Origin of the sequence: Streptomyces sp. NPDC058231, from assembly GCF_042882275.1 — a bacterium.
Taxonomy (GTDB): domain Bacteria; phylum Actinomycetota; class Actinomycetes; order Streptomycetales; family Streptomycetaceae; genus Streptomyces.
In genome coordinates this window covers 53,159-76,917 of sequence record NZ_JBHVWN010000010.1, presented here as the reverse complement: position 1 = coordinate 76,917, position 23,759 = coordinate 53,159, and the positions used below count along the sequence as shown (strand labels likewise).

The window sequence follows — 23,759 nt, the reverse complement described above, 5'->3', positions numbered from 1 at the left end:
TCCTCAGCCTCGCCGCCGGACCCAGCCGTCGGCCTCCCCCGCCCGTGGGAATCGACTCCCCCGCTCGGGGGAGCCGCAGGGCTCACGGCGGCTGGCACGATGACAGCATGCGCCGCCTACTCCGTCCGCTGACCGAGCCGGTCACCTACACCCGCTGGGTGCACATGCTCATTCCTTGTGCGGTCGCCAGCATATGGCTGTTCATCTCCATGGACACTCCATGGGCTCTGCTGATCTTTGCCGTTCCGGTGGGCCTCATTCCTGGAATGCGTCTGGCCGAGGGAGTCCAGGCGCAGCTGTTGCTGATGCCCTCGGAGCGCGGCAGACCCGACGCTGCGATATCTGCGGACCCGGCCAGGACATGGGCGGCACGCTGGCGGACGGTGGGCTGGCTGGAAGTGCGGCTGCTGCTCTCGGTGGTGACGGCGTTCGCGACAGTATGGTTGTCAGCCACGGCAGTTGACCTCGTCCTCACCTCGTGGGGTGCGGGCCCGAGCGACGACGGGCTGATCCGTGGACTGGAGCCCCACTGGTGGTACGCGCTGCTCGCGCCCTTGCCCATCCTGGTGCTGCTCGCGACCGTGGTGGTGTGCGGTGAGCTGGTCACAGCAGCGGCGCGCCGGCTGCTCGGGCCTTCACCGGTGGAGCGGCTGACCGCGCTGGAGGAGCGTACCGAGCAACTTCTGGAGCGCAATCGCATCGCGCGTGAGCTGCACGACTCGATCGGACACGCGCTGACGGTCGCCGTCGTGCAGGCGGGTGCAGCGCGGGCGGCGAACGACCCGGCGTTCACCGCGCGGGCGCTGGCCGCGATCGAGGAGACGGGCCGGGACGCACTGGACGATCTGGAGCGGGTGCTGCGGGTACTGCGCGAATCGGAAGCACCGGCCGGGCAGCGGCCGACGCTCGCCGAGGCGGACCGGCTGCTGGACTCCGCACGCGTTTCGGGGGCGAAGGTCGACGCCGAGGTATCCGGTCCGGTGGAGCTGGTTCCGGGAGCGGTGTCCCGTGAGGGATACCGCATCCTGCAGGAGTCCCTCACCAACGTGCTGCGTCACTCCGGGGCCGTACACGTACGGGTACGGATCGCGGTGGCGGACGGATGGCTGGAGCTGGAAGTGACCAATCCGCTCTCCGGCTCGACGAGTACGCCCGGCGGTGGGAGCGGCCTGCGGGGCATACGTGAGCGAGCCGCGCTCCTGGGTGGAAACGCCAAGACAGGCCCGTACGACGGCGAGTGGAGGGTGCACGCCAGCCTTCCGCTGGACGGCCTACGCTGACCGGATGCCGGTTACCGTTCTTCTGGTCGACGACGAACCTCTCGTGCGCGCGGGTCTGCGTGCTGTTCTTGAGGCGCAGCCCGATATCGAAGTGGTGGGCGAGGCCGCCGACGGCGCCGCGGTGATCCCGCTGGTCCGTCAGCTTCGGCCCGACGTGGTGGCCATGGATGTGCGGATGCCTCTGATGGATGGCATCGAGGCGACGCGGGTGGTACTGCGGACGGTGCCGGATCCGCCGAAGATCGTGGTGGTGACGACGTTCGAGAACGACGAGTACGTCTACGAGGCACTGCGCGCGGGGGCGGACGGCTTTCTGCTCAAGCGCGCCCGGCCCGCTGAGATCGTGCATGCGGTGCGTCTGGTCGCGGAGGGGGAGTCACTGCTCTTCCCCGCCGCTGTCCGCAGGCTCGCCGCCGAGTACGGGACGAGCAAGGCCAGGGCGGCCATGGAGCGGGCGGCGCTCACCGAGCGCGAAGAGGCAGTACTCCGCTTGATGGCCCGTGGCCTGTCCAATGCGGAGATCGCCGCCAAACTCGTGGTCGGTGTCGAGACGGTGAAGACACATGTCAGCGCCGTACTCGCCAAGTTGGGAGCCCGGGACCGTACGCAGGCGGTGATCGCCGCCTACGAGTCCGGGTTCGTGGCACCGAGCTGAGGCCGGTCGTGCACGGCTCGTCTCCCGGGTCGCGGTCGCCCAGCTCCGGGGCAGCGAGTACGATCCGCCTGACATGCGCGCGAGCTGGGAGGACACACCGTGGGCCGGCTGACCGGTGGGGACCCGTCGCTGTTGCGACGGATCAATTCCGCGGTGGTACTCCATGCCCTCAGAGGCTCCCACTCCCCCACCCTCACCGACCTGACCCGGATCACCGGTCTGTCCCGGCCGACGGTCGAGGGGGTCGTCGAAGGGCTTTTCGAGGCCGGTCTGGTTGTCGAGTCCGCGCCCGACGAGGGTGAGGCCCGGCGTCAGGGCCGGCCGGCCCGCCGGTTCCGGTTCCGCGCCGAGGCCGGGCATCTGCTCGGCATCGAGATCGGCCCGCACCGCGTCTCCGCGCTGCTGTCGGGGCTCGACGGCCGCATCATCGGCGCCGGTTCGCGCGAGGTGTCGGAGACGGCCTCCGCCGACGACCGGCTCGACCGGGTGCGGGCTGTGGTCGCCGATCTGCTCAGGCGCTCCGGCGTGGCCCGGAGCAGTCTGCGTGCGGTGGGGGTGGGCAGCCCCGGGATCGTGGAGGCCGACGGGACCGTACGGCTGGGCACCGCGCTGCCGGGGTGGACCGGTCTCGCGCTCGGCGAGCGGCTGCGTCGCTCCTTCCGCTGCCCTGTCCTCGTGGAGAACGACGCCAACGCCGCGGCGGTGGCCGAGCACTGGAAGGGCGCTGCCACCGAGTCCGACGACATCGTGTTCGTCCTGGCGGGGCTGAGCCCGGGAGCCGGTTCACTGATCGGCGGGCGGCTGCACCGCGGTTTCGGCGGCGCGGCCGGCGAGATCGGCGCGCTGCATCTGCTGGGCCGCGAGGTGACGCCGGAGAAGTTGCTGTCGACGACGGACACCCCGCTGGATCCGCTGGACGAGCACGCGGTCGCCGAGGTGTTCGCGAAGGCCCGGCACGGCGATACGCGGGCCCAGGCGGCGGTGGAGCGGTTCATTCAGCGCCTGGTGCACGACGTGGCGGCTCTGGTGCTGGCGCTCGACCCGGAGCTGGTGGTGATCGGTGGCTGGGCCGCCGGACTGGACGGCGTACTCGACCCGCTCCGCGGCGAGCTGGCCCGCTACTGTCTCCGGCCGCCGCGCGTCACCCTGTCGCTGCTCGGTGAAGCGGCCGTGGCCACCGGTGCTCTTCGGCTGGCGCTCGACCATGTCGAGGAGGAGCTCTTCGCGGTGGAGGGAACGGTGACGGCCCGCCGCTGAGTGCGACGGGCCGCTCGTTGTGTGCGATGCCGGCCGTGGCCGGCCGGGCTCAGGAGGCTTCGCGCTCCTGGCCGTGGTGGCTGATCTCCAGGTCGCCCGAGTCACCGAAGGTGAGCCGGCAGGTGTCGGCCCGGTAGGTGGCCACGGAGACGGCCGCCGTACCGCCCGTCGTGAGGTAGCGGGTGGTGACCACGAGGACGGGAGCACCGGGGAGCCGGTCGAGCTCCTTGGCGTCGTCCGCGCGCGCCGAGCCGAGTTCCACCGACCGGTCCTGGCCGCCGAGGCCGAGGCGGTGCAGCTCGCGTACCACACTGCGGGCACGGGCCGGACCCGACGGGGCCTCGATCGCCGACAGTTCGGGCACGGACGACGACGGCACGTACAGCAGTTCGGCCGCGACCCGCTGTCCCTGGGTGACTCGGATGCGGCGGACGATGTGTACCTGCTCGTCGCTCCCCACCTCCAGCATGGCGAGCACCTGCGCGGGAGCGGTATCGGTCGTGCAGTCGACGGGCTGCCAGGCCTCTCCGGCGCCGCCGGTCCAGTCGTGCTGCGCGGTCGAGACGGCCACGCCCACGCGCGGCGGGGCGACAGTGGTCCCGACACCGCGGCGACGCTGCAGCCTGCCTTCGAGTTCGAGCTGCTCCAGAGCCTGCCGGAGCGTTGCCCGGGCGACTCCGAACCTGGCTGCGAGCTCACGCTCGTTCGGCAGGATCTCCCCCACCGCAAAGTCCGAGTCGAGTGCGTCACTGAGCACAGTCTTGAGGTGCCAGTACTTCGGCTCCTGTACCGACTCCAGCTGCGTGGTCCCCACCCTGTCCTCCGCAATCACCCGGCGTCTTTTTCCGCGACGTTATTTATTAAAGGTTCCTGTCTTAACGTTGAGACCATAGGACGGCCGACCCCTTTGGTCAAGACCAATCCTTATTCCGTCACGCTGCGAAACGGGGCTCTGCCGCAGAGCGTTCACAGGACGTTCGTGGAGCCGCGGGACGCGCACAGCACGAAGCCCCACGTCCGGGAGGGCCCGTGGGGCTTCGAAGTTTCGGAACACTGCGGCGGGGCGGGCGTTGCCCCCGGCCGGCTACACGACAGCCAGCCCCGACAACTTGTCAGGATTGCGGACGATATATACGCACTGAATCGCGTCGTCCTTGACGTCGAGCTGAAATACGGAATCCGGCTCTCCGTCCGAAAGCACCAGCGCGGCGGGGCCGCCGTTGACCTCCACGAACCGGATTTCGAACTTCGCACCCTGCCCTTGGGCGACAGCGAAGAGGAACCGGCCGACCTTGTCCCGGCTCTCGATGATCCGCAGCGGCGCCTTGGTCTTTCCGCCGCTGTCGCCCACCAGCCGCACATCCGAGGCGAGGAGGCTCAGCAGCGCCTCGATGTCACCACCCGCAGCCGCGGCGAGAAACCGTTCCGTAAGGTCACGGCGCCGGGCCGGGTCGACGTCGTACCGAGGTTTGCGTTCCTCCACGTGCCGCCGCGCGCGTCCGGCAAGCCGGCGTACCGCGGGCTCGGTGCGGTCGAGCGTGGCGGCGATCTCTTCGTACGGGAAGCCGAACGCCTCGCGCAGGACGAAGACGGCGCGCTCCAGCGGAGAGAGCGATTCGAGCACGACCATGACGGCAACCGACACGGAGTCGGCCAGAACGGCCTGCTCGGCCGTGTCGGGAACGGCGGGCCCGTAGTCGGTGACGAAGGGTTCGGGCAGCCACGGCCCCACGTACGCCTCGCGTCGCACCCTCAGTTGCCGCAACCGGTCGACGGCGAGGCGCGTGGTGATCCGCACGAGGAAGGCACCCGGCTCCCGCACGTCCTCCCGTGACGCGGAGGACCAGCGCAGCCACGCCTCCTGGACCACGTCCTCCGCGTCGGCGATCCGTCCGAGCATGCGGTAGGCGACCCCGGTGAGCACGGATCGGTGTTCTTCGAAGGCGTGGGTCACGGCATCGGCATTCACCGCCCCATCCCAGCCGACACACACCGCCACGTCCAGCGGGAATTACGTCCTCCCCTCTTGAACTACAAGCTACTGATGGGTAATTGTTATTGACGAGCCGTCTAAATCCTCTCCGACACGGACCCTTCGGGCACGGCCGGTCCCTGCCGGACACATCCGGGAGCAGCAGCATGGCCACCACGGTCTCGTTCAGCGTCGATTCAACCCGAGGGCCGCGGACGGTGTCCGTGGCGTACGAGCGGACCGGTTCAGGTGAACCGCTGCTGCTGCTCCACGGCATCGGCCATCACCGACAGGCCTGGGATCCGGTGCTGCCCCTGCTGGCGTCTGAACGGGACGTGACGGTCGTGGACCTGCCCGGCTTCGGCGTCTCCCCGGCCGCCGGACGGCGTTCCGTACGACCTGGAAAGCGTGGTTCCGGTGTTGGGGGCGCTCTGTGCGGAGCTCGGCCTGGACCGGCCGCATGTCGCGGGGAACTCCCTCGGCGGGCTGTTGGCACTGGAGCTGGGGCGCGAGAAGCTCGTACGGTCGGTGACCGCACTGTCACCCGCGGGATTCTGGACCCGTAGTGAACGGCTGTACGCGTTCGGAACGCTTCGGGCGATGCGGCAGGGCGCCCTGGCCCTGCCCATGCCGTTGATCGAGCGGCTCTCGCGCAGTGCGGCCGGACGTGCCGCGCTGACCAGCACCATCTACGCACGGCCCGGCCGGCGTGCGCCCGAAGCGGTCGTCTCGGAGACCGTCGCCCTGCGCGAGGCGACCGGTTTCCGCGAAACGCTCGCCCTCGGGCGGAACGTCTCGTTCACCGGTGATGTGCCGGGGCTGCCCGTGACCATCGCCTGGGGCAGCCGCGACCGTCTGTTGCTGCGCCGGCAGGGAATCAGGGCCAAACACACCATCCCCGGCGCACGGCTGGTGCGTCTGCCCGGTTGCGGACATGTGCCGATGAGTGACGATCCGGCACTCGTGGCGCGGGTCATCCTCGACACGAGTCGCTGAGCCGGGCGAGCGGCGACTGCCTGGGCGCCTGCGCATACGTGGGAGCAGTGTTCATCCGGGGTTGGTCCGCCCGCCGTCGAGGGGCACAAAAGTGGGGCACGGCCGACCCACAGCACCTCAGTCCCGCCGTCCCGGAGGCATCTCGATGTCATACCGTTCGCGCATCCCCTCGCCCGACCGCCGTACCGTCCTGGGTGGTTCACTCGCCGCCGCGGCCGCGCTCTCGCTCCCCGTGGCGGTAACGGCGGCCCCCGCCTTCGCCCTGTCCGGCCGTCCGCGTGCGGGCTGGGGCGTGCAGGTGGGTGATGTCACGGCGTCGTCCGCCCTGGTGTGGGTGCGTTCGGACCGCCCTGCCCGGATGATCGTCGAGACATCGGCGACCGAGTCCTTCCGCCGGTCCCGCACCTGGCACGGACCGCTGGTCGGGGCCGGGACCGATTTCACCGGGACGACGCCGCTGTACGGTCTCCCGGCGGGCGAGCAGGTGCACTACCGGGTGACGCTCGCGGACCCGGACGATCCGCGCCGCACCGGGGAGCCCGTGTACGGCACCTTCCGTACGGCGCCCGCCCGGCGCAGGGACGGGGTGCGATTCCTGTGGTCCGGCGACATCGCGGGGCAGGGCTGGGGCATCAATCCGGACATCGGCGGCTACCGGGTGTACGACGAGATGCGCCGCCTCGACCCGGACTTCTTCCTCTGCAGTGGTGACAACATCTACGCGGACGGTGTGATCGAGCCGAGCGTGACGCTTCCCGACGGCAGGATCTGGCGCAACATCACCACCGAGGAGAAGGCGAAGGTCGCCGAGACGCTCGCCGAGTACCGCGGGAACTTCCGCTACAACCTGCTCGACGACAACCTGAAGCGGTTCAACGCCCAGGTGCCCTCGATCATTCAGTGGGACGACCACGAGGTGCGCAACAACTGGTATCCCGGACAGATCCTGGACGACGCCCGCTACACCGAGAAGAACGTCGATGTTCTGGCAGCGCACTCGATGCGGGCGTTCCGCGAGTACTTCCCGGTGTCCACCCTGCACGAGTCGTCCGGCGACGGCAGGGTGCACCGCGTGGTGCGGCACGGTCCGCTGCTCGACGTGTTCGTTCTCGACATGCGGTCGTTCCGCAACGCCAACTCACCCGGACGGCAGCCCGACGACACCACGGGCATCCTCGGCGCCGAGCAGCTCCGATGGCTCGAGCGCGAGCTGTCGCGGTCCAGCGCGGTGTGGAAGGTGATCGCAGCGGACATGCCGCTGGGACTGGTCGTCACGGATGGTGCGACGGACTTCGAGGCGGTGGCGCAGGGCGATCCCGGTGCCCCGCTCGGCCGTGAACTGCAAATCGCCGAACTGCTGCGATTCATCAAGCACCACCGGATCACGGGCACTCTCTGGCTGACCGCCGACGTGCACTACACGTCGGCGCAGCACTACGCCCCCGAGCGTGCGGCGTTCAAGGACTTCGCACCGTTCTGGGAGTTCGTGTCGGGACCGCTGGCGGCCGGTGGATTCCCCGCCAACGCGCTGGACAGCACCTTCGGCCCCGATCAGGTCTTCGTGCGGGCGCCCGACCGGGCGAACGTCTCACCGATGGAGTCGCCGCAGTTCTTCGGCGAGGTCGACATCGACGGCGGCAGCGGGGAGTTGACGGTGCGGCTTCGGGCCCAGGGCGGTTCGGTGCTGTTCACCAAGGTCCTGCAGCCCGGGCGGGTAGGACAGTGAACCGGCTTCGGAAGCGGTGAACTCTTCTCAGGGCATCAGCCCGAGGGATCAGGGCATCAGCCCGAGAGAGAGGGCGATGTCGACTGTTGACGCCATTCGATTCGGGCTGCCGCGGGCGGGCGTGGAGGTCGGCCGGGGCAGGGGCGCCCTGACGTTCACGGATCCGGCTCCGCCACCCGCTCAGTGACCACCCTGCAAGAGCTCAGCGCTGACGGGCTCCCGGACGACGTTCCGGGGGCCCATTGTCAGTGGTGGGTTCTACGGTTTTTACATGACCCGATCCGTACAGGCTTTGGCCTACTCCCGCCCTTCCGCCCTGGCGTCGTCCCAGGCCGGGCAGTTGCTCGGCCTGGAGACCGCCGGTGGCCTGACACCGCGGGGTGCGGAGCCCCATCCGCGGTTCTTCGCCGGCTTCCTCGCTTCGCCGAGGATCGCCGCGCGCGGTCTTCTGGCCGTGGCGGACGTGGCGTCAGCGCGCTACCACCAGCGGGCGTTGCCCTCGTCCCTCGACCCCGTGGTGACGGGGAACGGCGACCGACTGCGCTTCGAGTCGTTCTCCGGCTGCTGCGGCGTGTATGCGCGACTCGACGTGCTGCAGGACGGTCTGGGCGGCGCGGAGACGGGTCATGGCACGACGAATGTGGATGTCAACAATCCGCTGCGGGAGGCACTTTCGCGGATGACCGGGGATGATCCGCTGCACCTGAGGGTCGGGCCGGAGGAGATGGCGGTCACCACACTGGACGGCCCGGTCGTGGAGAAGAAGGTGCCGCTGCCGGACCGTTGGCTGCGCGGATTCGCCGAGGCGCAGGTGGTCTCCGCCGGTTTCGATCTTCGGGCGGAGCTGTCCGCGGTGGAGGCGGTCCGGTTCCTGCGTGCGCTGCCGCGCTCGTCGGGGAACGCGTCGCGGGGCGCGCGGTGGGTCGTTCCCGCCGGAAGGGTCCTGCGGCCGACCACACGGCCGGTGGCCGGCGCGGTGTGCCTGCCGGGGCCCGAGCGGCTGGTGTCGCTGCAGCGGGTGCTGCGCGACGCCTCGGCGTTGCGGGTGTACGGGCCGGTGGCCGACGGCGCCGTGTCCGCGAGTGCCTGGGAGGTGGTCCTGCCCGGCATGCGGCTCACCTTGACACTGTCGCCCGACGCCTCGCGCGGGTTCTCCGGCGAGGGTGGCGTACTCGAGGCGCTGGCCACCGACACCGCGGCGGCCGACGCCGAGCTGGTCTCCGTCCTGCTCGCCTGGGAACCGCGGATCGACCCGGCCGGCCTGGCCGAGCAGTCGGGGCTGACGGCGGACCGCGTACGGGCCGCGCTCACCCGGCTGGGCACGGCGGGCCGGGTGGGATACGACCTCGCCGACGCGGCGTACTTCCACCGGGAGCTGCCGTACGAGTCCGACCGCGTGGAGCGGCACAACCCACGCCTGGTCGCCGCCCGGCAACTGGCCGGCTCGGGAGCCGTCGCAATCGACGGGGAATCGGTCTCGGTGGCTTCCGGAGAACATGGCTACCGGGTTCGGGAGAAGGATGGGGTTCTCAGCTGCACCTGCCAGTGGTGGGCGGACCACCGGGGACGGCGAGGCCCGTGCAAGCACGCGCTGGCCGTCCGAATGGTCCGCCAAGGGGCATCGGCCGTTGCCGGAGGTGTGCGGTGAAGGAACTCCTCACGGCGGTACTGGAGGGGCGCAAGGAGGACGTTCCCGCGCTGCTCCTGCGGCTCGGCCGGGCGGAACGCCGCACGGCACTGACGGAGTTGAAGGTGCTCCGCAAGGAGGCACGGAGCTGGGGATGGCGAGAACGGGAGAAGATCCAGAAGGCACTGCTGATCGCGGGCGCGGGCTGCCACACCGGCGCAGCGGGCTGCGCCTCCTGGCTCGGCGGGCGGGAGCTGCGTGAGTGGACACGATCCCCGTATCCGCTGGTCCTGGAAGCTCTGGCGGACCGTGATCCGGAGTGGCTCGGTGACCTCGCCCATCGGCTGGCGGGCCGCCCGACGGCCACACGGATCGACCACCCGTTCGTCGCCGAGCTGGTGAAGAGGGCCCGGTGCCCCGTACCCACCGCGGAGGGATTCGTCGTCGGATGGGCGGAGACGGTTTCGACCACGCAGTGGCGGCAGAGGAGACCACAGCCTCTGATCGACACTCTGCGCGCCGATCCACACCTCACCACCATGGTGCCCCGGCTTTTCGAGGTGGTGGAACTGCCTCCGCAGGTGATCTGGTACGGGGAGGCGGATGCCCGATCCCCGGACAACTGGCCGGCCGTACTCGCCGCGTTGACGGACGAGGGGCTGCTGGACCGACCCGCACTCGTCACCAGCTGCGTGTCCCGGTTGCTCCGTGGCGGAAAGCCCGGTGATCTGCGCTTCTTCCTCGCAGTGCTGCGCCGGCTCGCGCTGACGGAGCAGGAGGAAGAGGAGCGGGTCGCCGACTGGGCCGGCATGGCCGCGGACCGGACGGCGACGGTCGCGGGCCATGCCCAGGGGGTGCTCGCCCGGCTCCACGAGCGCGGTTTCCTGACGGTGCGCCGGCTGGCGGACGTCTCGGGTCCGGTGCTGTTCCGACCCGAGAAGAAGCTGGTCCGGGCCCAGCTCGTGCAGCTCGGCAAGGCGCTGCGTCGTGATGCGACGGCGGCCGAGGAGCTGCTGCCGGTCGTCGCCGAGGCATTCGGCCATGAAGACATCGGGATCCAGGAGCAGGCGCTGAAGCTGGTGGCTCGGTACGCGCCCCCGACCGGCGACCCGTTGCTCGAGGAACTCGCCATATCCGCCGCGCTGCTGGGGCCGGCACACCGGGCAGCGGCGGCCGAGGTGTTCGGTGATCGTCTCCTTGCCCGGTCACCCGAAGAGCCGTACGAGGAGATGTTGCCGCCGGTTCCTTCCCCGCGCCGGCTCGAACCTGCGCCGGAGACGATCGCCGAGCTCGTCGAGGAAGTGGTGGCACTGGTGCGGTCCGGGTCGCGGGAGCTCACCGCTTTCGAGCGGGCCCTGGACGGTCTGGTCCGCCGTGCCCATACGGACCGTCCGGCGTTGGCGGGTGCGCTGCGCGAAGCCCTCGCGGGCCGGTGGTGGCTCGATGACGCGTCGCCCCATGCCGAGCGGACGCTCGGCCCCGACGCGGGCATCGAACTCGTCGTGGCCGTTCTGCTCGGACGGGTCTCGGCGCAGGCGGTTCACGACGGGCGGGCCGGCTGGACCGAGACCTCCACCTGTGTCCACGCCGCACTCGACGGAGTGCTCCGGGCCCGGCTGTGGGAAGCGGCCTGGTCGGTGCTGACGGGTCGGTCACCGTTCCTGCTGGCCACCCCGACGTGGCACACCGGCTCGCTGGACCCGACGGTGCTGGTCGAGCGACTGCGCGACTACCAGCGGATCGGGGCCGAACCCGGGGACGCCGACTTCGCGCAGGCACTGCTGCGCGTGCGGCGCGGCACCACATGTGAGGCAGCACGGGTGGCGGAGGCAGCGGGTCGGCTCGGCACTGCGCAGGGTGACCGGCTGGCTGCCTGGCTGGGCTCCCCCGGACCGGTCGTGCCCGTGCGGCGACGTCGTCCGGAGAGCGACCAGCCGTCGGCCCACGACTGGTCGCGACGACCGGCTGCCGGGAGCCGACGCGTCCTGCTGGCCACCGCGGAAAGTCCGGTCATCCAGATGGAGTTCCCGCGTTCCTTCCACTGGCTGGGGCGCCCACACTTCCCGGACGGACGCCGCTGCTACCACTGGGGCCCTGAGCCCGGGACCTGGCTCGCCACGCTGCCCGAGGACGGCGAGGCGCTGGCCGCCTGGACGCTGCCCGCTGTCACCGCGTGCGCGACCGGGGAGCTACGGGGCGCGGCCTGGCCATTGCCAGGGCTCGTCGAACTCGGCGGCCCGGCCGGCGAGGCCATTCATCTGGCCGTGGCGTACGGGCTCGGAGCCCGGCATCCGGAGGACCGGTTGTCGGCGGTCGACGCCCTGCTGTTCCTCGCGTCGCAGGGCAGGCTGGACGCGGAGCTGCTCGGCCGGGAGCTGGCAAGCCTCATCGACCGTGACCTGGTGAAGCCCAACCGTCTGGCGGAGTCCGCTCGTACCGCCGCCGCGACCGGCGCGTACCGGACGGTGCTTACCGTGCTGGTGGCCGCGCTGCCTCCGCTGTTGGCGTACGAAGGATCTCCCCGCGGGCTGGGCGACCTGCTGTCCGTAGCCGCCGAGTGCACCGAACGCTGCGGTGCGGTGCGTTCCGGGCCGATAGCCGGGCTCGCCACGACTGCCGCACGTGGTGGTTCGTCGCAGCTGGTCCGCCATGCGGTGCGGCTGAAAGCGGCCTGGGAGCAAGGGGTGAGGTGACGGCGGGCGACATCCCGGCGTAACCCGCGGTGGCCAACCGTGCCCCCGCCCCGGCCCACCCGGAACCATGGCAGACAGCGCGGTGACCGCAATCCGCGCGACTTCAACCCGTCGAAAGTGGTTGATTACGGACTAGATCCATACTTAACCCATCAGTCACAAGGCGTTCGTGGTCAGGCAACACCGTTCGGTCACAGTGAACTCATGACTGACGTGACATCCGCGAAGAGTGCCCGCCGCCCCCACCACTGGCGGCGGGACCTGATCGAGCTGGCCGCCCTGTTCACCGCGGTCGCGGTGGCCGACGCGATCGCCAACCTGATCGGACACCAGCCTGACGGGCCGTATCTGCTGATCGCCTCGGCCGTCGCCCTCACGGCAACGGCCGCGTTCCACACCTGGTGGGCAAGGAAGCACAGCCACGCCCCGCCCCCGAGCACCGCCGGCACCCACGACGGGGACCTGTCCCAGCCGGTGGACCCGTCCCACCCCTCGGTCGCCGCACCGGGCGCCACCGCGGCGGGCGCTCCGGCCCTGCCCGGCGAGGACACGGTGCTGTGGCGTATGCGCACCACCGTCCGGGACGCCCCCGGCAGCCTGGCCGCCCTGTGCATCGCGCTCGCCCGGCATCGGATCGACATCCTGACCCTGCAGACGCACCCACTGGCACAGGGCACGGTCGACGAGTTCCTGCTGCGCGCACCCGCGCAGCTGCAGGTGCAGCAGCTGAGCCGGGCGATCTCGGCAGCGGGCGGCAGTTCCACCTGGATCGAACGGGCCGACACGCACGATCTGGTGGACGCCCCGACGCGTGTCCTGGGCCTGGCCACCCGCACCGCTCTGGACGCAGCCGAACTTCCCCTGGCTCTCAGGCAGTTGCTCGGCCGTTGCACCATTCACTCGCTCCCTGCCGTTTCGGTCACCGGTCGGGCGACGGGCGGGACCGCACCCGTCGAAGGCGTGCTGGAGGAGACCGCCATGCGGCTGCGTGACCCGTCCGGCGGAACGATCACCGTCGAGCGGCCGTACCTGCCTTTCACCCCGACCGAATTCGCCCGGGCCCGCGCCCTGGTCGAGCTCGACGCCCGGCTCGGCCCCCGCGTCCCGCGCAGCGAGCACGTACTCACGCTCCCCGAGGGCAACGAGATCACGGTGCGCAGGGCGGACAGCAACGACCTGGCCGCGGCTCGCGCCATGCACGACCGCTGCTCCGAGCAGACGCTGCGGCTGCGCTACCACGGTCCGGTCCGTGACGCCGACCGCTACCTGGACCACCTGCTGAGCCCCCGGTTCGGCCGCACCCTGACCGTCCAGACGGCGTCCGGCCGCATGGTCGCGCTCGGACATCTGCTCTGGGACGGCGACGAGACCGAGGTCGCCCTCCTCGTCGAGGACGACTGGCAGCGCCGCGGGATCGGTTCGGAGCTGCTGCGCCGTCTGGTGGCGCTCGCCATCGAAGCGGGCTGCGAAAGCGTCTACGCGGTCACCCAGGCGTCCAACACCGGCATGGTCGCCGCCATGCGAGCCCTGTCGCTGCCCCTCGACTACCAGATCGAGGAAGGCACGCTCGTCATCACCGCCCGGCTGGACGCGACTCCGGTACGTTCCCTGCCGCCGTACGAGCAGGCCGGTCACTGAGCGCCTGACACAGGTCGGCCCACAGGTCCTCGACGTCCTCCAGGCCGACCGACATGCGCAGCAACCGGTCCCCGACCCCGGCGGCCCGCCGGTCTCCCTCATCCACGATGCGGTGGCTGATGGAGGCCGGATGCTGGATCAGCGTGTCCACACTTCCGAGGCTGACCGCGGGCGTGATGAGCCGGACGGCGGAGATCACGCGGTGCGGGTCCCCGTACACCTCGAAGGAGACCATCGCCCCGCCGACCTTCGGGTAGTGCACCCGGGCGATGCGGGGGTCGGCGGTCAGCCGGCGGGTCAGTTCGGCTGCGCTCGCGGAAGCGGCCCGTACCCGTACCGGCAGCGTGGAGAGCCCTCGCAGCAGCAGATATCCGGCCATCGGGTGCAGCACCCCGCCGGTCGCGAAGCGCACCTGACGCAGCCGGGCGGCGAATTCCTCGTCGCAGGCGACGACGCCCCCCATCACATCTCCGTGTCCGCCGAGGTACTTGGTGGCGCTGTGCAGGACGATCCGGGCCCCGTCCTCGACCGGGCGCTGAAGAACCGGCGTGGCGAAGGTGCTGTCGACGAGCAGCGGCACGGAGCCGCAGGAGTACGCGAGTGCCTGGATGTCGACCTCGGCGAGTGTCGGGTTGGCGGGTGTCTCGACCATCACCAGACCGGTGTCCGGACGGATCGCCTCCGCGATGCCGGCCGGATCGGTCCAGGTGACCTCGGTGCCCAGCAGCCCGGCGCCGAGGAGATGGTCGCTGCAGCCGTAGAGCGGGCGGACGGCGACGACATGACGCAGCCCCATGCTCGCGCGGACCAGCAGGACGGCGGTGAGCGCCGCCATTCCGGTGGCGAAGGAGACGGCGCTCTCGGTTCCCTCCAGACGGGCCAGAGCCGTCTCGAAGCGTGCCGTGGTCGGGTTGTCGAGCCGCCCGTAGACGGGCGGACCGTCGGGCCTGGCGCCGGTGGCGGCAAAGCTGTCGATCCGTTCCGCCTCTCCCCTGGAGTCGTACGAGGGATAGGTGGTGGACAGATCGATCGGTACGGCGTGCAGGCCGAGACCGGCAAGGTCGTCGCGTCCGGCGTGCACGGCCTCTGTGGCCAGCGCTCTGGGCCGGGGGGTCGTCGAGTCGCCCATCAAGGCTTCGGTGTCCATGTCATCACTCTGAACAGATCCCGGTCTTCGGCGTCAAAAGCCCGTGCTACGTTCGGAACATGGCCGATTCCGTCGTTCTGGATCCGGTGGATCTGCATATTCTGCGGCTGTTGCAGAACGATGCCCGGACCACCTACCGCGAGCTCGCCGCCGAGGTGGGGGTCGCCCCGTCGACCTGTCTGGACCGGGTGACCCGGCTGCGCCGCTCGGGCGTGATTCTCGGCCACCGGCTGCGACTCGACCCGGCTCTGCTCGGCCGCGGTCTGGAGGCACTGCTCATGGTGCAGGTGCGCCCGCACCGCAGGGAACTCATCGGCCCGTTCGTCGAACGGATCAGGGCGTTGCCGGAGTCCCGTGCGCTCTTCCATCTGACCGGCCCGGACGACTATCTGGTCCATGTCGCCGTCGCCGACACCGCGGATCTGCAGCGCCTGGTGATCGACGAATTCACCTCGCGCCGCGAGGTGGCCCGGGTGGAGACGCGGCTGATATTCCAGCAATGGGAGTGCGGGCCACTGCTGCCACCGTCGCTCTCCGCGGCCCACGGACGGACCGCGGAGAGCGGATGACCGGTTCCGGACGGTTGGCTGAGAACGACGCCGAAGCGCCGACCGGGGCGGAGTGCGACAGGTCCCCGAGATATATCGATAGTGACGCGGACCCCCTGGTCGTACGAGGATGTCCGCATGCCAGACACTTCGAACAGCGCGCTGCCACGCCAGGTCGCCGATGCATACGTCGACGCGTTCATCGAACTCGACCCGATCTCGGGCACCTATCTCGGTGTCCCGGAATGCTCGCGCCGTCTTCCCGACTTCTCCCCCGCCGGGCAGGAAGCTCTTGCCGAGCTTGCCCGCACCACCTTGGTGAAACTCGACGCCGCCGAGCAGCTGCCGGGCGCGGACAGCGATGCAGAGCGTCGCTGCGGGCGCCTGCTGCGCGAGCGGCTGAACGCGGAACTCGCTGTCCACGAGGCCGACGAGAGCCTGCGCGCCGTCTCCAACCTGCACTCCCCTGCGCACAGCATCCGTGAGGTGCTGACCGTGACCCCGACCGACACCGACGAGGACTGGGCGGCGGTCGTGGAGCGGCTGCGCGCCGTTCCTCAGTCCCTGGAGGGGTACCGCGCCTCGCTCGCGCTCGGCCTGGAGCGGAAGCTGTACGGCGGTCCGCGCGCCACCACCACTTTCATCGGCCAGCTGAACGAATGGATCGGGGAGAGCGGAACGGGGTTCTTCCAGGACTTCGTCGCCCCCGGCCCGGACTCGCTGCGCACCGATCTGGACGACGCCGCCCGTCAGGCCACCGAGTCCGCGGCGGCACTGCGCGACTGGATGCGCGACGTGTACGCCCCCGCCGTCGAGGACGCACCCGACACCGTGGGCCGCGAGCGGTACGCCCGCTGGTCGCGTTACTTCAACGGCACCGACCTGGATCTCGACGAGGCGTACGCCTACGGCTGGTCCGAGTACCACCGACTGCTCGGCGAGATGAGGAGCGAGGCGGAGAAGGTGCTCCCGGGGGCCGGCCCCTGGGAAGCGCTGGCCCACCTGGATGTGCACGGCAAGCACATCGAGGGGGTCGACGAGGTCCAGGCCTGGCTGCAGGGGCTGATGGACGAGGCGATCGAGGCCCTCGACGGTACGCACTTCGAACTCGCCGAGCGGGTGCGGAGGGTGGAGTCCCGCATCGCTCCTCCGGGCGGCGCGGCGGCTCCGTACTACACCGGCCCCTCCGAGGACTTCTCGCGCCCCGGCCGCACCTGGCTCCCCACCATGGGCGAGACCCGTTTCCCGGTGTACGACCTGGTCTCCACCTGGTACCACGAGGGTGTCCCCGGCCACCACCTGCAGATCGCCCAGTGGGCCCACGTCGCCGATAGCCTCTCCCGTTACCAGGCGACGATCGGCATGGTCAGCGCCAATGCCGAGGGTTGGGCGCTGTACGCGGAGCGGCTGATGGACGAGCTGGGCTTCCTGCCCGACCCCGAGCGCCGGCTCGGCTACCTCGACGCCCAGATGATGCGCGCCTGCCGGGTGATCGTGGACATCGGCATGCACGCCGAGATGGAGATCCCCGCGGACTCCCCCTTCCACCCCGGCGAGCGGTGGACTCCCGAGCTGGCGCAGGAGTTCTTCGGCAACCACAGCGGCCGGCCGGCGGACTTCGTGGAGAGCGAACTGACCCGCTACCTGTCCATGCCGGGGCAGGCGATCGGCTACAAGCTGGGCGAGCGCGCCTGGCTGCTGGGCCGGGAGAACGCCCGCCGGGCGCACGGCGACGCGTTCGACGCCAAGGCCTGGCACATGGCGGCCCTGTCGCAGGGTCCGCTGGGTCTGGACGACCTGGTCGAAGAGCTGTCCAGGCTCTGATCCCGGCGGCAGGCAACGGGACGGCGGCCGGGCCCGGTTCACCACCGGGGCCCGGTGTCCGTCCCGTTGACCGTCCGGGCCGCGGACTCCCCCGTGAGCCGTCCGCCTCACCTGGCCGGTCCCGGTCGGCGACCGGCCAGGTCTCAGCGCCTGAAGCCGCCCTCTGAGTCGATGACCTGCCCGGTGATCCACTCCGCCTCGTCGGTCGCCAGCCAGGAGATCAGCCGGGCCGGATCGTCCGGCATGCCCCACCGGCCCGCGGGGAACATCGCGGCGACGGCCGCGTAGGGCTCACCGGTCAGGTAGTCGGTGTCCACGGGCCCCGGATGGACCGTGTTGACCGTGACGCCGATGTCGCCGACCGCGGTGGCGAGGGACCGGGTCACCGAGGCCAGGGCGCCCTTCGAGAGGGCGTACGCGAACTGGCCCGGCATGCCCGAACCGGTGTCCTGCCCCGATGTCATCATCACGATCCGGCCGCCGGGCGTACGGCCCGGCAACGTGGTCCGCAGCCGGGCGTACTCCTGTGCCAGGAGGATCACCGAGCGGGTGTTGACCGACCAGTGGGCGTCGAGCATCTCCGCGTCGATCGCGTCGAGCGTGCCGTCGGAACCGCTGAGCGCATGGTTCGCGACCAGGATGTCGATCCGGCCGCCGAGCTCCTTCGCCGCGGTGGCCATCAGCGTGGCCGGCGTCCGCGGATCGGCCAGGTCGCCGGGTCCGTGCCCGACGACGGCCGAGGGGTCGCCGAGCACGTCCCGTACTCCTGCCGCCACGGCGTCCGGCTCGTCGGCTCCCCAGGGCTGCGCCGCGTCGTGCGGGACGTGATGGTGCAGATAGATGCTCGCGCCGTAGGCGGCGAGCCGACGGGCGACCGCGTACCCGATGCCGCCGCGCCGGCTCGCGCCGGTGACCAGCGCGGTACGGCCGCGGAGCGGCAACGGGTCGCGGCGGAGTGCATCGGCTGTCGGGTGGGGAAGTTGGGGCATGGCCATGCATCCTGGCGCAGAGCCGCAGCTCCTGTCACCCGCATATCTCGCGCGGCGACCGGCGGCGACGGAGGACGCGCCGCACGGTCGTACCCGCCGTTCAGCAGCCGCAGTCGCCGTAGGCGGCCGGGGCGGTGAGCGGGTCGGCCGTGCGTCGCTCGCGTCCCTCCCAGGTCTCGAACTCGAAGCCCTCGCGCGCCCAGTACTCGAATCCACCGAGCATCTCCTTGACCTGATAGCCGAGTTCGGCGAGGGCCAGCGCGGCGCGGGCGGCGCCGTTGCAGCCGGGACCCCAGCAGTAGGTGACCACCGGCACGTCCGGGTCGAGAAGGTTCCGGGCCTGTTCGGCGATGAGCGCCGTGGGCAGGTGGACGGCACCGGGGACGTGTCCCTGGTCCCAGGAGGCGGTGGACCGGGAGTCGAGGACGACGAAGCCCGGGTCGCCGTCGGCCGCGAGTGCGGCTGCGACGTCCGAGACATCGGCGTGGAAGGCGAGCGAGGCGCCGAAATACGCGGCGGCTGCGGCCGGAGAGACCGGCGCGACGCGGAGGACGGGGTTGGCGGCGGATACGGTGCGCTGGGTGGTCATGACCAGAAATCTATGATCCGCGCTCCCGCGCAGGAAGAAGAGATCCCCGCCACAAACCTTGATCCGCCAGGGATTCCCCTGTTGTCTCTCGGGTGTGACCGACTATTCCCCGGACGCCACCGACTGGCGCATCCTCGATGTCCTCCAGCGCGACGGGCGGGCGAGCTACGCGGAGCTGGCCCGAGCCGTGGCGATGTCCCCGAGTGCGGTGACCGAGCGGGTGCGCCGCTTGGAGGAGGCGGGCGTCATCAGCGGTTACGCCGCGGTGGTGGACCCGGAGCGGCTGGGCCTGCCGATCCTGGCCCTCGTGCGGCTGCGCTACCCGAACGGCAACTACAAGCCGTTCCACGATCTCCTGGAGACCACGCCGGAGATCGTGGAGGCCCACCATGTCACCGGCGACGACTGCTTCGTACTGAAGGTCACCGCCCGCTCGATGGGCCACCTCGAGCAGGTCTCGGGGAAGATAGGCGCGCTGGGCTCCGTCACCACCAGCGTCGTCTACTCCTCGCCGCTCCCCCGGCGGGCCGTCAGCCGCTGATCCCGCCGGTCGCGTGGTGCCGCACCGCCGACCCGTGCCGTTCCTTGACCACTTCGAGCTGGGCAGGGATACGGCGACGCAGATCGCCGACGTGGCTGACGATGCCGACGCTCCGGTCCCGTTCGCGCAGCGAGTCCAGCACGTCGAGGACCTCGTCCAGGGTCTGGTCGTCGAGGCTGCCGAATCCCTCGTCGATGAAGAGCGTGTCCAGCCGTACGCCGCCCGCCTCGTCCGTCACGACGTCGGCGAGGCCGAGCGCCAGGGCGAGCGAGGCGAAGAACGTCTCGCCGCCGGAGAGCGTCGCCGTGTCACGCTCCCGGCCGGTCCAGGAGTCGACCACGTGCAGCCCGAGACCGGACCTGCGCCCTCCCGCGCGGGCGTCGGAGTGCACCAGCGTGTAGCGGCCCGACGACATCCGCTGCAGCCGTGCGGTGGCCGCGGCCGCGACCTGTTCGAGCCGGGCGGCGAGCACATACGACTCCAGCCGCATCTTCCGTTCGTTGTCCGCCGAGGTACCGGCGGTGAGCCCGGCCAGCCCGGCCACCCGGTCGTACTCCTCGCGCAGCGGCCCCAGCCTGCGCACTTCGTCCGCCGCACGGTGCGAGAGCCGGCCCAGTTCGGCGCAGCGTTCACGGGTGGCGGCCAGCGTGGCCGATCCGTCGCGCACCTGCCGCTCGGCCGCCTCGTACGCGGACTGCGCGGTGGCCGGGTCCGCCTGCGGACGCGTGGCGGCCGCATGGCTGTCGGCCTCGGCCAGTCGTTCGGCGACGGCAGCGGCCTCGGTCTGCCAGCCGTCGATCCGGTGCTGGAGCTCACGCTGCTCGGCGTCGGATACCAGTGTCGCCGCGGCAGCCTGCGGGGTGTCGAACCCGGCCCGGAACGCGGCGTCCGCGAGTCGGTCGTCGGCCTCCTTGCCGCGCTGCGCCGCCGCCTCCTCGGCACGCACCGCCTCGGTGGCGTCGGCGAGCAGGGCGACCCGGCGCTCCAGCAGGGCGGCGTGCTCGGCGACGCTGCCGGATTCCCCGCGTGCGGTCACCAAATCGGTTTCCAGTGCCGTCTGTTCACGATCGAGCCCTTCCCGCAGGGAGGTCCGGGCAGCGGCGCGGCGCTCGGCCCGTTGCCGTGCTTCGAGCCGCCCCGACTGCTCGCGTTCGGCGGCCGCGAGAGCCTCACGAGCGGCATGCATACCGGCGGCGGCCCGATGCGCCCGAGCATGCTCGGCCGCCAACCGGTCGACAAGGGCTTCGAGTTCGACAGCGGTGGGCTCGGCGCCCGTCGGCCCGTCGACGCCGGAAACCGCACCGCGCGGGACGTCACCGTCGGCGGGCAGCGCCGCCGCACGCGCCGCCGCGTGCTTCTCCCTTACGATCCCGAGCTCCCGGTCCGCCTCCGTGCGACCCTGTTCGGCCCGTCGGTACGCGTCGAGGGCCCTCTCCTCGGTGGCCCGGTCGACATGCCCGTCCCCCGGGCGGGCGGGCTCCGGGTGGTCGTCCGACCCGCAGACCTTGCACGCCTCGCCGTCGACCAGCTCCGCCGCGAGTTCGGCGGCGATGCCGCGCAGCCGCTGTTCACGCAGGTGCAGCCACCCCTCGTGCGCGCCGAGCGCGCGCTCACGGGCGGCGGTGAGCCGGTCCGCCGCGTCCGCCTCCTCCACCGCGAGCGTGTCACGTCGCCGGGCCGCGTCCAGGCGTCGCCGGGCCGGCTCCAGCCGCCCCGCCAGCTGTTCGGCGCGGGTCGCGGACTCCTGTGCTTCCTCGATGCGTTCCTGCATCCCGCGGCGGGCGGCATCCCATCCCGCAAGCCAGGCGTCCGCTTCCCGGATCGTCTCCTCGTCGGCCCGGGCCTGGCGCTCCAGTCCGGCCCGCTCGGTGTCGATCTCCGCACTGCGCCGCTCGGCGCGTTGCGCGGCCGACAGGGCGCCGAGCTCCTGCCGGAGCCTGCGCTCCACAGTCGCCAGCTGCTCCGCACCGGCGTCGGCAAGGGTCCCGGGGAGCTGCGCAAGGGCGTGCTCACGGGTCGCCGCGGCTGCCCGGTGAGCGCGCTCCGCCTCGTCGCGCAGTTCGAGCGCGGGGGCGACGAGATCCGCTTTGCGGGCGCGTCGCAGCAGCTCGTGGTGGCGGTCCCGGTCGGGGCGGCGGAGTTCGAGGTCGGCGGCGCGGCGGCGCGTCTCCTCGTACCGCTGCTGAAGCCTGGCGAGTTCGCGCTCGGCGTCGAGCTCCTGCCGGGCGAAAACCTGCCGGCTCTCGGCCGCGGACAGTACTGTCTCGGCAATGGCGAGCCGTTCGCGGGCGCCGCTGCGGGCCACCGCGGCCCACTCCAGTACGGCGTCGGCGAGCCCCGGTTCGCCGGGCCTGGCGTCCGGAAGTGGCACCTCTTCGGCGGCGGGTCCGGCGGCCTGGGCGATCCGCTGGGCGATCCCGAGGATCCGTTCGTCGCCCTCCTTGACCCGCGTCTCGGCGGTACGGCGCAACTCCGTGAGGCGTTCCTCGACGGCCGCGAAGCGACGCGTGTCGAAGAGTCGGCCGAGCAGTTTGCCGCGGGCCTCGGCGTCGGCACGCAGAAAGCGCGCGAAGTCGCCCTGCGGCAGCAGGACCACCTGGCAGAACTGGTCCCGGCTCATGCCGATGAGCTGGGTGATCTCCTCACCGATTTCCTGGTGCGAGCGACTCAGCGCCCGCCAGCCGTCCTCGGGGCCGTGCTCGCGCAGCCAGCTCTGGGCCTTCTCGGTGGTGAAGCCGTCGCCCTTCTTCTTGGGGCGGAGCTGGGCAGGGCGCCGGGTGATCTCCAGGCGCCTGCCGCCCACGGTCAGCTCCAGCCGGACCTCGGTGGGGAGGCCGGCCGGGGCGTGGTCGCTGCGCAGGGAGGTGCCGGGGCTCTGCCGGGCTCCGGGCACCGCGCCGTACAGCGCGTAGCAGACGGCGTCGAGGACGGAGGTCTTCCCCGCTCCGGTGGGCCCGTGCAGCAGGAAGAGCCCGGCAGCGGAGAGAGCGTCGAAGTCGACTTCCTGAGTGGCACCGAAAGGGCCGAAAGCGGTGAGGACGAGCCGGTGAAGTCTCAACGGTTCACCTCACGCGCGCCGTCGTCCACCCGCACGTGGTCGAAGGCGCCGCGCAGAACCGTACGCTCCCGGTCGTCCGCGCCGTTCCCGCCCCGGACATGCGCCACGAAGTCCTCCGCGATCTGCTGGTCGTCGCGTCCTCTGAGGCGCTGTGCGTACGAGGCGAGCGGGTCCTCCGGGGCCCGTTCGGGCTCGAAGACCAGGCTGAGTGTGTGCGGGAACCTCTGGAGCAGACGGGCCATCGGCTCGTCCGGACGGACCGGGTCGGTGAGGGTCGCCTCCACCCATGCCTCCTCGTGCGGCGTCGACGCGGGGTCTTCGAGGAGCGTGTCGAGGCGGCCGCGGAGCCGTACGAGCGGGCGGGGTACCGGGCAGTCGACACGCTCCGCGGTGATCGTTCCCGAGGCTCCGATGTCGATCAGCCACATGGTCTTGCGGTGAGCGGCCTCGGAGAAGGAGTAGGCGAGAGGGGAGCCGGAGTAGCGCACCCGTTCGGTGACGGCCTGGCAGCCGTGCAGATGACCGAGGGCCGTGTAGTCGACGCCGTCGAAGACTCCGGCGGGGACGGCGGCCACACCGCCGATGGTGATGTCGCGCTCGCTGTCGCTGGGTTCGCCGCCAGCGACGAAGGCGTGGGCGAGCACCACGGACCGGGTCGATCCCGGCCGGGTCGCGAGGTCGGCGCGGACCCGGTCCATGGCGGCGGTGAGCACCGCCTCGTGTCCGGCCCGATCCGCCTTGAACACGTCCTTGACGAGGGCCGGTTCCAGGTAGGGCAGCCCGTAGAAGGCCACGTCGCCATGATCGTCGTGCAGGACGACGGGGGTGGCGCACTCCGCCGGGTCGGTACGCAGATGGATGCCGGCCCGGCCGATCAGACCGGCGCCGACACCGAGCCTGCGGGCCGAATCATGGTTCCCGGAGATCATCACCGTGGGCACACCGGCGGCGGCGAGCCGGTGCAGCGCCCGGTCGAAGAGCTCGACCGCGGGAAGCGGCGGCACCGCCCTGTCGTACACATCACCCGCGACGACGACGGCGTCGACCTCGCGCTCACGGACGGTCGCCACCAGATGATCGAGGTAAGCGCCCTGCGCCTCCAGCAGGGAGACCCGGTGGAACGACCGCCCCAGGTGCCAGTCCGACGTGTGGAGAATCCTCAAGACCTGGCTCCGACCTGCATGTCTTCTTCCTTCGCACCCAGCGCCCGTACCCGCCG

At 71.2% G+C, this 23,759-nt stretch carries 17 protein-coding genes and 1 pseudogene; 11 read left to right on the top strand and 7 right to left on the bottom strand.

Annotated features, from left to right (window positions below; translation table 11 throughout):
- Nucleotides 1–107: 107 nt before the first annotated feature.
- The 3 genes from ACFVXE_RS10150 (at nt 108) to ACFVXE_RS10140 (ending at nt 3,192) form a co-directional block, all read left to right on the top strand.
- The gene (locus ACFVXE_RS10150) at nt 108–1,280 is read left to right on the top strand and encodes a sensor histidine kinase (RefSeq protein ID WP_389670572.1); all 1,173 of its coding nucleotides are present in this window, start codon (nt 108–110) and stop codon (nt 1,278–1,280) included.
- Nucleotides 1,281–1,284: 4 nt separating this feature from the next.
- Complete coding sequence (locus ACFVXE_RS10145; protein ID WP_389670571.1) at nt 1,285–1,935, top strand: response regulator; 651 nt, start codon at nt 1,285–1,287, stop codon at nt 1,933–1,935.
- A 99-nt stretch (nt 1,936–2,034) separates the two neighbouring features.
- Nucleotides 2,035–3,192 (top strand): ROK family protein, encoded by a 1,158-nt coding sequence (locus ACFVXE_RS10140; RefSeq protein WP_389670570.1) that lies wholly within the window; start codon nt 2,035–2,037, stop codon nt 3,190–3,192.
- A gap of 49 nt (nt 3,193–3,241) precedes the next feature.
- Here the strand turns inward: ACFVXE_RS10140 and ACFVXE_RS10135 are convergent, their stop codons facing one another.
- Nucleotides 3,242–4,006: a GntR family transcriptional regulator gene (locus ACFVXE_RS10135; protein ID WP_389670569.1), complete on the bottom strand. Its 765-nt coding sequence runs from the start codon at nt 4,004–4,006 to the stop codon at nt 3,242–3,244.
- 270 nt (nt 4,007–4,276) lie between these two features.
- Entirely contained in the window at nt 4,277–5,161 is an 885-nt protein-coding gene (locus tag ACFVXE_RS10130; protein WP_389670568.1) for an RNA polymerase sigma-70 factor, read from the bottom strand.
- A gap of 170 nt (nt 5,162–5,331) precedes the next feature.
- Between ACFVXE_RS10130 and ACFVXE_RS10125 the strand changes: the two are divergent.
- The 5 genes and pseudogenes from ACFVXE_RS10125 to ACFVXE_RS10105 all read left to right on the top strand — a co-directional run bounded on the left by ACFVXE_RS10125 (nt 5,332) and on the right by ACFVXE_RS10105 (nt 13,844).
- Nucleotides 5,332–6,160, top strand: a pseudogene (locus ACFVXE_RS10125) (alpha/beta fold hydrolase).
- A 145-nt stretch (nt 6,161–6,305) separates the two neighbouring features.
- Nucleotides 6,306–7,886 (top strand): alkaline phosphatase D family protein, encoded by a 1,581-nt coding sequence (locus ACFVXE_RS10120; RefSeq protein ID WP_389670567.1) that lies wholly within the window; start codon nt 6,306–6,308, stop codon nt 7,884–7,886.
- 271 nt (nt 7,887–8,157) lie between these two features.
- Complete coding sequence (locus ACFVXE_RS10115) at nt 8,158–9,534, top strand: SWIM zinc finger family protein (protein ID WP_389670566.1); 1,377 nt, start codon at nt 8,158–8,160, stop codon at nt 9,532–9,534.
- Complete coding sequence (locus ACFVXE_RS10110; RefSeq protein ID WP_389670565.1) at nt 9,531–12,206, top strand: DUF6493 family protein; 2,676 nt, start codon at nt 9,531–9,533, stop codon at nt 12,204–12,206. Before ACFVXE_RS10115 ends, ACFVXE_RS10110 begins: the two co-directional genes overlap by 4 nt.
- A 213-nt stretch (nt 12,207–12,419) precedes the next feature.
- Complete coding sequence (locus ACFVXE_RS10105) at nt 12,420–13,844, top strand: GNAT family N-acetyltransferase (protein ID WP_389670649.1); 1,425 nt, start codon at nt 12,420–12,422, stop codon at nt 13,842–13,844.
- Here the strand turns inward: ACFVXE_RS10105 and ACFVXE_RS10100 are convergent.
- Nucleotides 13,780–14,991 (bottom strand): trans-sulfuration enzyme family protein, encoded by a 1,212-nt coding sequence (locus ACFVXE_RS10100; RefSeq protein ID WP_389670564.1) that lies wholly within the window; start codon nt 14,989–14,991, stop codon nt 13,780–13,782. The genes ACFVXE_RS10105 and ACFVXE_RS10100 overlap by 65 nt on opposite strands.
- Before the next feature lie 59 nt (nt 14,992–15,050).
- Between ACFVXE_RS10100 and ACFVXE_RS10095 the strand changes: the two genes are divergently transcribed.
- Entirely contained in the window at nt 15,051–15,560 is a 510-nt protein-coding gene (locus tag ACFVXE_RS10095) for an Lrp/AsnC family transcriptional regulator (RefSeq protein ID WP_389670563.1), read from the top strand.
- 117 nt (nt 15,561–15,677) lie between these two features.
- Nucleotides 15,678–17,363 carry a DUF885 domain-containing protein gene (locus ACFVXE_RS10090; RefSeq protein ID WP_389670562.1) on the top strand — a complete coding sequence of 562 codons (1,686 nt, stop codon included), beginning with the start codon at nt 15,678–15,680 and terminating at the stop codon, nt 17,361–17,363.
- 143 nt (nt 17,364–17,506) lie between these two features.
- Here ACFVXE_RS10090 and ACFVXE_RS10085 read toward each other — a convergent pair whose 3' ends face one another.
- A complete protein-coding gene (locus ACFVXE_RS10085; RefSeq protein ID WP_389670561.1) occupies nt 17,507–18,352 on the bottom strand; it encodes an SDR family oxidoreductase in 846 nt (281 codons plus the stop codon).
- A 100-nt stretch (nt 18,353–18,452) separates the two neighbouring features.
- A complete protein-coding gene (locus ACFVXE_RS10080) occupies nt 18,453–18,941 on the bottom strand; it encodes a rhodanese-like domain-containing protein (RefSeq protein WP_389670560.1) in 489 nt (162 codons plus the stop codon).
- A gap of 94 nt (nt 18,942–19,035) precedes the next feature.
- On the opposite strand from ACFVXE_RS10080, the gene ACFVXE_RS10075 reads away from it, so the two are divergent.
- The gene (locus tag ACFVXE_RS10075; protein ID WP_389670559.1) at nt 19,036–19,482 is read left to right on the top strand and encodes an Lrp/AsnC family transcriptional regulator; all 447 of its coding nucleotides are present in this window, start codon (nt 19,036–19,038) and stop codon (nt 19,480–19,482) included.
- Here the strand turns inward: ACFVXE_RS10075 and ACFVXE_RS10070 are convergent.
- Nucleotides 19,472–22,540, bottom strand: coding sequence for an AAA family ATPase (locus ACFVXE_RS10070; RefSeq protein ID WP_389670558.1), 3,069 nt, complete (start codon nt 22,538–22,540; stop codon nt 19,472–19,474). The genes ACFVXE_RS10075 and ACFVXE_RS10070 overlap by 11 nt on opposite strands.
- Entirely contained in the window at nt 22,537–23,703 is a 1,167-nt protein-coding gene (locus ACFVXE_RS10065) for an exonuclease SbcCD subunit D (protein WP_389670557.1), read from the bottom strand. The genes ACFVXE_RS10070 and ACFVXE_RS10065 overlap by 4 nt, the downstream gene beginning before the upstream one ends.
- Nucleotides 23,704–23,759: the final 56 nt, after the last annotated feature.